This is a genomic window from Streptomyces sp. NPDC029014 (assembly GCF_055564695.1).
The window spans coordinates 1-11,032 of record NZ_JBVHVT010000148.1 but is presented as its reverse complement, the minus strand read 5'-3'; the positions used below and the strand labels follow the sequence as shown (position 1 = coordinate 11,032).

The 11,032-nt window shown below is 73.4% G+C and carries 11 protein-coding genes and 1 pseudogene; 6 read left to right on the top strand and 6 right to left on the bottom strand.

The window, feature by feature from the left end:
- Nucleotides 1-189 precede the first annotated feature (189 nt).
- From ACZ4VL_RS39325 to ACZ4VL_RS39315, 3 genes are read left to right on the top strand one after another with little or no spacing between them, the layout of a single operon-like run.
- The gene (locus ACZ4VL_RS39325; RefSeq protein WP_468210421.1) at nucleotides 190-1,101 is read left to right on the top strand and encodes an NUDIX hydrolase; all 912 of its coding nucleotides are present in this window, start codon (nucleotides 190-192) and stop codon (nucleotides 1,099-1,101) included.
- On the top strand, nucleotides 1,098-1,943 hold the full coding sequence (locus ACZ4VL_RS39320; protein ID WP_468210418.1) for an MBL fold metallo-hydrolase: 846 nt from the start codon (nucleotides 1,098-1,100) through the stop codon (nucleotides 1,941-1,943). The genes ACZ4VL_RS39325 and ACZ4VL_RS39320 overlap by 4 nt, the downstream gene beginning before the upstream one ends.
- Nucleotides 1,940-2,245 (top strand): hypothetical protein, encoded by a 306-nt coding sequence (locus ACZ4VL_RS39315; protein ID WP_468210416.1) that lies wholly within the window; start codon nucleotides 1,940-1,942, stop codon nucleotides 2,243-2,245. Before ACZ4VL_RS39320 ends, ACZ4VL_RS39315 begins: the two co-directional genes overlap by 4 nt.
- Before the next feature lie 46 nt (nucleotides 2,246-2,291).
- Here the strand turns inward: ACZ4VL_RS39315 and ACZ4VL_RS39310 are convergent, their stop codons facing one another.
- Both ACZ4VL_RS39310 and ACZ4VL_RS39305 read right to left on the bottom strand, forming a co-directional pair.
- Entirely contained in the window at nucleotides 2,292-3,092 is an 801-nt protein-coding gene (locus ACZ4VL_RS39310) for a nucleotidyltransferase domain-containing protein (RefSeq protein WP_468210413.1), read from the bottom strand.
- Nucleotides 3,093-3,262: 170 nt separating this feature from the next.
- Entirely contained in the window at nucleotides 3,263-3,937 is a 675-nt protein-coding gene (locus tag ACZ4VL_RS39305; protein WP_010473292.1) for a Crp/Fnr family transcriptional regulator, read from the bottom strand.
- 251 nt (nucleotides 3,938-4,188) lie between these two features.
- Between ACZ4VL_RS39305 and nth the strand changes: the two genes are divergently transcribed.
- The 3 genes from nth to ACZ4VL_RS39290 all read left to right on the top strand — a co-directional run bounded on the left by nth (nucleotide 4,189) and on the right by ACZ4VL_RS39290 (nucleotide 7,230).
- Nucleotides 4,189-5,058: an endonuclease III gene (nth, locus tag ACZ4VL_RS39300; protein WP_468210410.1), complete on the top strand. Its 870-nt coding sequence runs from the start codon at nucleotides 4,189-4,191 to the stop codon at nucleotides 5,056-5,058.
- Nucleotides 5,059-5,210: 152 nt separating this feature from the next.
- Nucleotides 5,211-6,014 (top strand): NUDIX hydrolase, encoded by an 804-nt coding sequence (locus ACZ4VL_RS39295; protein ID WP_468210407.1) that lies wholly within the window; start codon nucleotides 5,211-5,213, stop codon nucleotides 6,012-6,014.
- 13 nt (nucleotides 6,015-6,027) lie between these two features.
- The gene (locus tag ACZ4VL_RS39290; RefSeq protein WP_468210404.1) at nucleotides 6,028-7,230 is read left to right on the top strand and encodes a MarP family serine protease; all 1,203 of its coding nucleotides are present in this window, start codon (nucleotides 6,028-6,030) and stop codon (nucleotides 7,228-7,230) included.
- A 399-nt stretch (nucleotides 7,231-7,629) separates the two neighbouring features.
- On the opposite strand, the gene ACZ4VL_RS39285 is transcribed toward ACZ4VL_RS39290, so the two are convergent.
- From ACZ4VL_RS39285 to ACZ4VL_RS39270, 4 genes and pseudogenes are all read right to left on the bottom strand, one after another.
- Complete coding sequence (locus ACZ4VL_RS39285; RefSeq protein WP_468210401.1) at nucleotides 7,630-8,586, bottom strand: alpha/beta fold hydrolase; 957 nt, start codon at nucleotides 8,584-8,586, stop codon at nucleotides 7,630-7,632.
- Nucleotides 8,583-9,041, bottom strand: a complete 459-nt coding sequence (locus tag ACZ4VL_RS39280; RefSeq protein WP_468210398.1) for a phage holin family protein — start codon at nucleotides 9,039-9,041, stop codon at nucleotides 8,583-8,585. The genes ACZ4VL_RS39285 and ACZ4VL_RS39280 overlap by 4 nt, the downstream gene beginning before the upstream one ends.
- Before the next feature lie 61 nt (nucleotides 9,042-9,102).
- Nucleotides 9,103-10,605: a Na+/H+ antiporter NhaA gene (gene nhaA / locus ACZ4VL_RS39275; protein WP_468210395.1), complete on the bottom strand. Its 1,503-nt coding sequence runs from the start codon at nucleotides 10,603-10,605 to the stop codon at nucleotides 9,103-9,105.
- A 221-nt stretch (nucleotides 10,606-10,826) separates the two neighbouring features.
- Nucleotides 10,827-11,032 (bottom strand): annotated as a pseudogene (locus tag ACZ4VL_RS39270) (acetyl-coenzyme A synthetase); the annotation flags it as partial.

Below are 11,032 nucleotides of genomic sequence, written 5' to 3'. Positions count from 1 at the left end.
ACCCTTGCCCCCCGAACACCGTGTGGCTCCGCGCGCCCCTACCCCCCCCCCCCCCCCCCCCCCAGGGACAGGCCCCCCCCCCCCCCCCCCCCCGGCGGCCCGTGCCCCCCCCCCCCCCCCCCCCCCCCCCCCCCCCCCCCACGGCAGGTGGCTCTCGAACATCGGGCCGGATGGCCGTAGCATCCCGGCATGCCCAACGGTGAGCAGGGACAGCAGCAGACACACGGAGCCACCCCCGCCGGAGGGCAGTGGTACCCGCCGGAGTGGCCCGACCGGATCCGCGCGCTCGCGGACGGCTCCCTCACGCCGGTGGAGCCCAGACGGGCCGCCACCGTGATGCTGCTGAAGGACACCGCGGCCGGCCCGGTCGTGCACATGCTGCGCCGGCGGGCCTCCATGGCCTTCGCCGGCGGCGCGTACGCCTACCCCGGCGGCGCCGTCGACCCGCGCGACGAGGACCGCCTCGTCGGCTGGGCAGGACCCGGCCTCGACGACTGGGCGGCCCGCCTGGGCACCGACGCCCGTACCGCCCAGGCCATCGTCTGCGGGGCCGTGCGCGAGACCTTCGAGGAGGCGGGCGTGCTCCTCGCGGGGGAGACCGCCGACACCGTCGTCGGGGACACCACCGGCGAGGACTGGGAGGCCGACCGGCAGGCCCTCGTCGCCCGCGAGCTGTCCTTCGCCGCCTTCCTGGAGCGCCGCGGCCTGCGGCTGCGCTCCGACCTGCTCGGCGCGTGGGCCCGCTGGATCACCCCGGAGTTCGAGCCGCGCCGCTACGACACCTGGTTCTTCGTCGCCGCCCTTCCCGAGGGCCAGCGCACCCGCAACGCCTCCACCGAGGCCGACCGGACCGTCTGGATCCGCCCCGCCGACGCCGCGGACGGCTACGACGCGGGCGAACTGCTGATGATGCCGCCCACCATCTCCACCCTGCGCTCCCTGGAGCCGTACCGCAGCGCCGAAGACGCCCTCGCCGCGGCCGCCGGCCAGGACCTGGAACCCGTACTGGCGCAGGCCGCGCTGGAGAACGGCGAGGTGGTGCTCAGCTGGCCAGGCCACGACGAGTTCACCAAGCGCGTCAGCTTCGGAGGTGGGTCGTGACCGATGCCGCAGCCCTGCCCGGACAGCCGCGCGGAGTGGTCTCCTCCGGCCCGGCCACCGCCCGCGCCACGAACGTCCTGGCCCCGAACGCCTCGGCCATGACCCTCGACGGCACCAACACCTGGCTCGTCTCCGAGCCCGACTCCGACCTCGCCGTCGTCATCGACCCCGGCCCCCTCGACGAGGCCCACCTGCGGGCGGTCGTCGAGACCGCCGAGCGGGCGGGCAAGCGCATCGCGCTGACCCTCCTCACGCACGGCCACCCCGACCACGCCGAGGGCGCCGGCCGCTTCGCCGAGCTCACCGGCACCAAGGTCCGCGCCCTGGACCCGGCCCTGCGCCTCGGCGACGAGGGGCTGTCCGCCGGCGACGTGATCCGCACCGGCGGCCTGGAGATGCGCGTCGTCCCCACCCCCGGGCACACCGCCGACTCGCTCTGCTTCCACCTGCCCGCCGACCGGGCCGTCCTGACCGGCGACACGATCCTCGGGCGCGGCACCACCGTCGTGGCCCACCCCGACGGGCGCCTCGGCGACTACCTCGACTCGCTGCGCCGGCTGCGCTCGCTGACGGTCGACGACGGCGTGCGCACGGTGCTGCCCGGCCATGGCCCGGTGCTGGACGACGCCCAGGGCGCCGTGGAGTTCTACCTCGCCCACCGCGCGCACCGGCTCGCGCAGGTCGAGACCGCCGTCGAGAACGGCTACAGCACCCCCGGGGAGGTCGTGGCCCGCGTGTACGCGGACGTCGACCGCTCGCTGTGGCCCGCCGCCGAATGGTCCGTGCGGGCCCAGCTGGAGTACCTTCAAGATCACGGACTGATCCCCGGGGGGCCCGAATGAACATGCTGATCCTGCTTCTCGCCGTACTCGCCTGCGCCGCGTGGACCGTCTCGACGGTGACCCTGCGCACGAAGGCGCTGGAGCGCAGGGCGGAACGGGCGGAGCGGCGCCTGGGCCTGCTCCTGGACCACCTGGGCATCGAGGAGCCGGAGCCGGCCGGCCTGGACGCGGTACGGGCGCTGCTGCGCGAGGGCCGCACGATCGAGGCGATCAAGGCCTACCGGGCCGCCACCGGGGCGGGCCTGGCCGAGGCCAAGCACGCCGTCGACGCCCTGGCGCAGGCCCTGCCGGCCCGCGGCTGAGACCCCCGGCGGACCCGGCACCACCCCGGGGCGGGCCCGGCACCGGCTAACGCGGGGTCTTCGTGCCCAGCCGGGCCGTGTACTCCCGCGCGAGCCACGGCCCGAGCTCCTCGACGAACGCGCGCGGCACGGCCGGGTCGGAGACCGGCTCCAGCGCCACCGCGGCTGCGGCCCGCATCTGCGCCGCGCGCTGCGGGTAGTACCGCCCGAAGACCTCCGCGGACTCGGTGAGGTCGCTGGTCCAGCCGCCCCAGCGCGGCATGACGAGCATCAGCCCGGTACGCACCAGGTGCCGGGCGAAGCCGCGGCTGAGCCGCCGGACGTCCGCGGGCGTCGCCGCCCTGTCCAGCCGGGCCCGCCAGCGGGGCAGGAGGGCGGCCAGGTCGCCGTTCGTCTCGCGGGCCAGCGTCGCGTCCGGGCGGTAACGGGGCAGCTGCTCGGCCAGATCGGGGCCGAGCAGCGGGGTGCACAGGCAGGCCAGGAACCAGCCCATGTCGTACCGCTCCTGCGCGCTCAGCAGCCGGTCCCGGCCGTACAGCAGCACGCCGGCCCCGTCGATCTGCGGGAACTGCCCGTCCAGGGTCCGTGCCAGCACCGCCGAGGTCTCCCGGTCCTCGTCCGCGGGCTCGTGGTGCAGGGCGAGCAGCAGGTCGAGGTCGGAGCGGCCCGGGCGGGCGGTGCCGCGCGGTACCGACCCGTACAGGTAGGCGCTGTGCAGCCGGGGCCCGTACGCCTCGGCGACCAGGGTCCGTGCGGCGGCGACGACCGGTGCGAACGCCTCCTGCACCCGGTCCTGCGACCCCTCCCGCTCGAAGTACCCGTCCGCGTCCACTCCCCGAGGTTCCATGGCACCACTGTGCCCGGTCGCCGCAGCTGCGGGGCGCGCGGGGGCCGGGGCTCCGGGGCAGCACGAAGGGGTCCCGCCCGGTGTCACCGGGCGGGACCCCTTCCGCGCATGCGCATGCGTACGTGCACGTACGGCCCGGGATCACGGGCCGTACGTGCGGTTGCCGGGCGTCAGCGCGAGCGCTTGGCCAGCCGCTCCACGTCCAGCAGGATCACCGCGCGGGCCTCCAGCCGGAGCCAGCCGCGGCCGGCGAAGTCGGCCAGGGCCTTGTTCACGGTCTCGCGGGAGGCGCCGACGAGCTGGGCCAGCTCTTCCTGAGTCAGGTCGTGCACGACGTGGATGCCCTCCTCCGACTGCACGCCGAAGCGGCGCGACAGGTCCAGGAGGGCGCGGGCGACGCGGCCCGGGACGTCGGAGAAGACCAGGTCGGACATCTGGTCGTTGGTCTTGCGCAGGCGGCGGGCCACCGCGCGCAGCAGGGCGCTGGCCACCTCGGGCCGGGCGTTCAGCCAGGGCTGGAGGTCGCCGTGGCCCAGGCCGAGGAGCTTGACCTCGGTGAGGGCGGTGGCGGTGGCGGTGCGCGGGCCCGGGTCGAACAGCGAGAGCTCGCCGATCAGCTCGCCGGGGCCGAGGACGGCCAGCATGTTCTCGCGGCCGTCGGGGGAGGTGCGGTGCAGCTTGACCTTGCCCTCGGTCACGACGTACAGCCGGTCACCGGGGTCGCCCTCGTGGAACAGGGCGTCACCGCGTGCGAGAGTCACCTCGCTCATGGAGGCGCGGAGCTCCGCGGCCTGCTCGTCATCGAGCGCCGCGAAGAGCGGGGCGCGCCGCAGAACGTCGTCCACGAGTCTCTCTCCTATGTCGACCAGCTCAGGGGACCGTGTTCCCCATTTTGCCGGACGCCTCAAACAGTGCGATCAATCACAAGGATGCCGGACGTACGGGCATGCTGTGCGGCGAGAGGCCAATCGGGGTGGTGTTACCTGAGGTCCGGGCGGGTTCGGACGGCCGGGCTTAGGCTGGCCGGGTGTCCAATAAGCCGGTGAGAGCACAGGCCAAGGGGTCCGCGCGAGTGACGCGCGCGGCCGATTCAGCTGTGGGCGAACAAGCCCCCCAGAAGGCGTCCGGGCGGTCTCGGAAGCCCGAGAAGGCCCTGCCCAAGCCCTCGGGCAAAGCTTCGGCCAAGAAAACGGAATCCCGTCTGGCCATGGTGCGCCGCGCCCGCAGGATCAACCGAGAGCTGGCTGAGGTCTACCCGTACGCCCACCCCGAACTCGACTTCCGGAACCCCTTCGAGCTGCTCGTCGCGACCGTCCTGTCCGCCCAGACGACCGACCTGCGGGTCAATCAGACGACGCCGGCCCTCTTCGCCGCGTACCCGACCCCCGAGGACATGGCTGCTGCGGCGCCCGAGGAACTGGAGGAGATCATCCGGCCGACCGGGTTCTTCCGGGCCAAGTCCAAGGCCCTCCTCGGCCTCTCGCAGGCCCTGCGGGACGGCTTCGGCGGGGAGGTCCCGGGCCGCCTGGAGGACCTGGTGACCCTGCCGGGCGTCGGCCGCAAGACGGCCAACGTGGTGCTCGGGAACGCGTTCGGGGTTCCCGGGATCACCGTGGACACCCATTTCGGGCGGCTGGTCCGGCGTTGGAAGTGGACCGAGCAGGAGGACCCGGAGAAGGTCGAGGCGGAGATCTGCGCGATCTTCCCGAAGAGCGAGTGGACGATGCTCTCGCACCGGGTCGTCTTCCACGGCCGCCGCATCTGCCACGCCCGCCGGCCGGCCTGCGGTGCCTGCCCGATCGCCCCGCTCTGCCCCGCGTACGGGGAGGGCGAGACCGACCCGGAGAAGGCGAAGAAGCTGCTGAAGTACGAGAAGGGCGGCCAGCCCGGCCAGCGGCTGAACCCGCCGTCCGACTACCCGGGCCTTCCGGCCCAGCCGCTCGGAGGAGCCGCGGCGGCGGTCTGAGCAGCCCGCGGGCCGCCCACGCGGGCGGCCCGCGGTGGAACCAATCCTGGCCGGGACGACGTTGTTCCGGTGTCGGGACCCGGTGTCGGGACGGCGTCGGGACGGTGTCGGGCCGGTGCCGGCAACAGCAACGGCAGGGAGCAGGGGTGCCTATGACGCGCGGAACGCGGGACGACAGCGGAGTGGCCCGGGCGGCCGCGCCTTCGGCGCAGGACTCCGGGCCGGGCTTCGGTCCGGGACCGGGGCGGGACTCCGGGCCGGGTCCCGGGGAGGGCTCCGCCGTCCACCGCGACCTGCGCCTGAGCACCCACGGCCTGCCCGGCTGGCTGGACCCGGTCGTGGAGGCCGTGCGGACGGTCCGCCCGACCCAGCTGAGCCGGTTCCTGCCGCCCGAGGACGGCCGGGGCCGCCAGTCCGCGGTGCTCATCCTCTTCGGCGAGGGCCCCGCCGGACCCGAACTGCTGCTCATGGAGCGGGCCGGGAGCCTGCGTTCGCACCCCGGCCAGCCCTCCTTCCCCGGCGGCGCCCTCGACCCGGAGGACGGCGATCCGCACACCACCGGCCCGCTGCACGCCGCACTGCGCGAGGCCGAGGAGGAGACCGGGCTCGACCCCGCCGGGGTCCAGCTCTTCGGGGTGCTGCCCCGCCTCTACATCCCGGTCAGCGAGTTCGTCGTCACCCCGGTCCTGGGCTGGTGGCGCGAGCCGAGCCCGGTGGGCGCCGTGGACCCGGCCGAGACCGCCCGCGTCTTCACCGTGCCCGTGGCGGATCTCACGGACCCCGAGAACCGCGCCACCGCCGTCCACCCCAGTGGCCACCTCGGCCCCGCATTCACCGTGAACAACGCCCTGGTCTGGGGTTTCACCGCCGGAGTGATCGACCGGATGCTGCACTTCGCCGGCTGGGAGCGCCCATGGGACCGCTCCAGGCAGGTCCCGCTCGACTGGCGCGCATGAGACGGTGGCCCACGTGAACGTGCTGGACATCCTGTTGCTGGTCGCTGCCGTGTGGTTCGCGATCGTCGGCTACCGCCAGGGTTTCGTCGTCGGCATCCTGTCGGTGATCGGCTTCCTGGGCGGTGGCCTCATCGCCATGTCCGTCCTCCCGCTGATCTGGGACAAGGTGACCGACAACGGCTCGAACGTGTCCACCACGGTCGTGGTGGTCGCCGTCGTCGTCGTCATCGTCTGCGCCTCCATCGGGCAGGCCTTCACCACCCACCTCGGCAACCGCCTGCGCCGCCACATCACGTGGTCGCCCGCGCGGATCCTCGACGCCACCGGCGGCGCCCTGGTGAACGTCGTCGCGATGCTGCTCGTCGCCTGGCTCATCGGGTCGGCGCTCGCCGGCACCTCACTGCCCACGCTGGGCAAGGAGGTCCGCAACTCCAAGGTGCTGCTGGGGGTGTCGCGGGTGCTGCCCAACCAGGCCGGCACCTGGTTCTCGGACTTCACCTCCACCCTCGCCCAGAACGGCTTCCCGCAGGTCTTCAGCCCGTTCTCCAACGAGCCCATCACCGAGGTCAGGGCCCCCGACCCGGCGCTCGCGCAGAGCCCCGTCGCCGCGGCCGCCAAGCGCTCGATCGTGAAGGTCGTCGGCACGGCGCCCAGTTGCAGCAAGGTGCTGGAAGGCACCGGCTTCGTCTTCGCCCCGGGCAAGGTCATGACCAACGCGCACGTCGTCGGAGGCGTCACCGAGCCGACCGTGCAGATCGGCGGCGAGGGCAAGCTGTACGACGGGAAGGTCGTGCTCTACGACTGGGAGCGCGACATCGCCGTCCTCGACGTGCCCAAGCTGAAGGCCCCGCCACTGGAGTGGGCCGACAAGAACGCGGTGAGCGGCAGCGACGCGATCGTCGCGGGCTTCCCGGAGAACGGTGCGTACGACGTCCGCTCGGCGCGCGTCCGCGGCCGGATCAACGCCAACGGCCCGGACATCTACCACCGGGGCACCGTCCGCCGCGACGTGTACTCACTGTTCGCGACCGTCCGCCAGGGCAACTCCGGCGGCCCGCTGCTGACCTCCGACGGCAAGGTGTACGGGGTCGTCTTCGCGAAGTCCCTCGACGACCCGAACACCGGTTACGCACTGACGGCAGACGAGGTCCGCGACGACATCCGGATCGGGAGGGCCGCCGAACGGCGGGTCGACAGCCAGGCCTGCGCCCTGTGAGCCGTACCGCCGGGTGACCCCGTACGGGTGGGTGACGCCTCGCCCGTACGGCCCGGGACGACGGCGGCGCCGCCCCGGCTACGTCCGCGGATGGCGCAGCCGGGCCGACACCCAGCGGGCCCGGCGGCGCAGGATGCGCGGAATCCCGAGGTGGGGGTCGCGGCCCTCGCGGCCGGTCCTCCCGTGCCCGCCCGGCGTCACTGCCGGGCGGCGGTCGTGTGTGGTGTCACCGTGGTCGTGCGTCCAGCCCATACAACGAGCTGTGCCCGGGCGCCAAGGTCGGTAACCCCGTCCGGCGCGGCCAATTGGCCTATGCGCCGGGCAATTGAAGGACCGTAGGACGAAAGGACCGACGAGCCGTCAGGAGCCCGCAGCCGCACGGGCCGTGGGCGCCGGAGGTCAGCGGTCCGGTTCCGGGTCCTTGAGCCAGTTCACCAGCTCGGTCGAGAACGCAACCGGGTCCTCCTCGTGCGGGAAGTGCCCGAGCCCGTCGAACAGCCGCCAGCGGTAAGGGGCTTCGACGTACTCGCCGGAGCCGGCCGCGCTGCGCGTGCGCATCACGGGGTCGAGCGAGCCGTGCAGGTGCAGGGTCGGCACCCGCACCGGCATCTTCATCCGACGGTTGAACTGGAGCCCGTCCGGCCGGGCCATGGAACGCATCATCCAGCGGTACGGCTCGATCGAGCAGTGCGCGGTGGACGGGATGCACATCGCCCGCCGGTACACGGCGAGGTCCTCCTCGGCCGCGTCCTCCTGGAGCCGCGGCCCGGACCAGTCCCGGATGAGCTTCCCGACGAGGGCGCCGTCGTCCGCGACGAGCTGCCGCTCGGGGATGAACGGCCGCTGGAAGCCCCAGATATGGGAGCTCGCCCTGGTCTGTCCGACGTCCGACAGCATGGCCGAGCGCCAGCGCCGCGGGTGCGGCATGGAGGAGACGACGAGCCGGCGGACCAGCTTGGGCCGCATCACGGCCGCCGTCCAGGCGAGGTAGCCGCCCAGGTCGTGCCCCACCAGGGCGGCGTCCGGCTCGCCGAGGGACCGGATGACGCCCGTGACGTCGAGCGCCAGGTTGGCGGGGTCGTAGCCGCGCGGGGTGCGGTCGCTGCCGCCCACCCCGCGCAGGTCCATCGCGACGGCGCGGTACCCGGCTTCGGCGAGCGCGGTCAGCTGGTGCCGCCAGGTCCACCAGAACTGCGGGAAGCCGTGGAGCAGCAGCACCAGCGGCCCGTCGCCGAGCTCGGCGACGTGGAACCGGGCCCCGTTGGCCGCGACGTCCCGGTGCGTCCAGGGGCCGTCGATGCGCACCGCCGTCGCGGTGGTGGGCGGGGTGCTGGGGTCCGGCGCGGTCGCTGTCATGAGGACGAGCGTGCCACACCCACAGCCTGGTCACTCACCGGCCGCGGGTGCGGCTTGACGGTCTGGAGGACGGCCGCGGTCTCCTTGACGGAGGCGATGGACCGCTCCGGCGGCCTGACCTTCTTGAACTTGGACGTGGCGATGAGCGCGAGCAGGCCCGCGAGCAGCAGGAACGCCACGCCGACGATGAGGAAGGACCAGGCGAGGCCGAGCCCGAGGTTGTGGATCCCGTACGCCGCGGCGAAGCTCAGCACCGGCAGGGAGAAGAGGGCGAACACTCCTGCGATGGAGATGGCGATGCCGCCGGTGGCCCCGCGCCGGACGTCCTCGCGGAGCTCCGCCTTGGCGAGGGCGATCTCGTCGTGCACCAGGGCGGACATCTCGGCGGTGGCCGAGGCGACCAGCTGGCCGAGTGTGCGCTCGGCTCCTTGCGCCCCTTGGTCCACTGCGCTCATCGCTCTCTCCCTCTGTCGTCGGCCGGCGGCTGTCCCCCGTCGGTCACTGCGTCAGTTCAGATCATGCCGGACGGTCGTCGCCAGCGCTGGACCCGGCCGCCCCTTCGGCCGGCGCGGCGGCCGGCGCGGCCGTTTCGCCCGCGGTCCCGGCAGCCGCTCCGCCCGCGGTTCCGGCAGCCGTCTCGGCAGCGGCTTCGGCGGCCCTGAGGCGGTGCGCCGCGGCCTTCTCCTCGTGGATCCGCGCCATCCGCAGGTGGTAGTCCGGGTTGTGCTCCTCGTAGATGTCCGGGATGCCGTCGAGGTCCTCGTCGCGCTCCTCGGCCTCGGTCAGCGCCCGGTACGTGCGGTCCCGCAGCTTGAGCAGGACGCAGGCGACCGTGGCGGCCGTGAAGGAGCCGATCAGCACGGCGGCCTTGACCTCGTCCATGAGGACCGGGTCCTCGGCGAACGCGAGCTCGTCGATCAGCAGGGAGACGGTGAAGCCGATGCCGGCGAGGGAGGCCACGGCGAGCACGTCGGGCCAGGCGAGGTCCCCGTTCAGCTCGGCCCGGGTGAAGCGGGCGGCCAGCCAGGTGCCGCCGAAGATGCCCACGGTCTTGCCGACGACCAGGCCGAGGACGATGCCGAGGGGCTCGGGCCGGGTGAAGACCTGCCCGATGGCGCCGCCGGAGAGGGCGACGCCGGCGGAGAACAGCGCGAAGAGCGGGACGGCGAGGCCGGCCGAGAGGGGGCGGACCAGGTGCTCGATGTGCTCGCCGGGGGAGTGCTCCTCGTCCTCGTGGCGGGTGCAGCGCAGCATCAGGCCCATGGCGACGCCGGCGATGGTCGCGTGGACCCCGCTGTTGTACATCAGGCCCCAGATGACCAGGGCGAGCGGGACGTACACGTACCAGCCGCGCACGCCCTTGCGCAGCAGGAACCAGAACAGGACCAGTCCGAGGAGCGCTCCGCCGAGCTGCGGGAAGCTGATCTTGCTGGTGAAGAAGACCGCGATGATCAGGATCGCGAAGAGGTCGTCGACGACGGCGAGGGTGAGCAGGAAGGCGCGCAGGGCGGACGGCAGCGAGGTGCCGATGACCGCGAGGACGGCGAGGGCGAAGGCGATGTCGGTGGCGGTCGGGACCGCCCAGCCGTCCGCCGATCCGCCGCCGACGGTGTTGACGAGTACGTAGACCACCGCGGGCACGGCCATGCCGCAGACCGCGGCGATCACCGGGAGCGCGGCCGCCTTGGGGTCGCGCAGGTCACCGGCGACGAGCTCGCGCTTGAGTTCGATGCCGGCGACGAAGAAGAAGATCGCGAGCAGGCCGTCGGCCGCCCAGTGCTGGAGCGACAGGTCCAGGCCGAGGGCGGCGGGGCCGATGTGGAAGGAGCGGGCGGCCTCGTAGCTGTCGCCGAAGGCGGGGATGTTGGCCCACAGCAGGGCGGCCACCGCGGCGACGAGGAGCAGGACGCCGCCGACCGTCTCGGTGCGCAGTGCGTCCGCCACGAAGCGCCGCTCGGGCAGGGAGAGAAGGCCGAGGAACGGGCGGCTGCGGCGGTCGGGGGAGCGGGGCGCGGCCACGAGGGGACACCTCCGGGGTGGTGGGACGGCATGGCGGAATTCGCTGCCGACCAGACTTCCCGGCGCACCTGTGTTCTTTACGTTTCCCTCACCGTACAGGAGTACGCAGGAACGAACCGGGTGATCATCACCTTATGCGCGAAAGGGGCATCCGGCGCGTCGCGCTGGATGCCCCTTCCCGGATCGGATCCGGGCCGGGCCGGGCCGTGCCCGACCCGGACTCAGTCCTCGCTGCCGGCCGTGGGCAGCTTGCTCTGGATGAGGTCCATGACGGAGGAGTCGGTGAGGGTGGTGACGTCGCCGAGTTCGCGGTTTTCGGCGACGTCGCGCAGGAGGCGGCGCATGATCTTGCCGGAGCGGGTCTTGGGGAGTTCCGCGACGGGCAGGACGCGCTTGGGCTTGGCGATGGGGCCGAGGGTGGTGCCGA

What these genes read in the sequence shown, in the direction of transcription:
- ACZ4VL_RS39315 (WP_468210416.1), top strand. Translation starts at nt 1,940, where the DNA reads ATGAACATGCTGATCCTGCTTCTCGCCGTACTCGCCTGCGCCGCGTGG.
- ACZ4VL_RS39295 (WP_468210407.1), top strand. Translation starts at nt 5,211, where the DNA reads ATGACGCGCGGAACGCGGGACGACAGCGGAGTGGCCCGGGCGGCCGCG.
- ACZ4VL_RS39310 (WP_468210413.1), bottom strand. Translation starts at nt 3,092, where the DNA reads ATGGAACCTCGGGGAGTGGACGCGGACGGGTACTTCGAGCGGGAGGGG.
- ACZ4VL_RS39285 (WP_468210401.1), bottom strand. Translation starts at nt 8,586, where the DNA reads ATGACAGCGACCGCGCCGGACCCCAGCACCCCGCCCACCACCGCGACG.
- ACZ4VL_RS39280 (WP_468210398.1), bottom strand. Translation starts at nt 9,041, where the DNA reads ATGAGCGCAGTGGACCAAGGGGCGCAAGGAGCCGAGCGCACACTCGGC.
- ACZ4VL_RS39325 (WP_468210421.1), top strand. Translation starts at nt 190, where the DNA reads ATGCCCAACGGTGAGCAGGGACAGCAGCAGACACACGGAGCCACCCCC.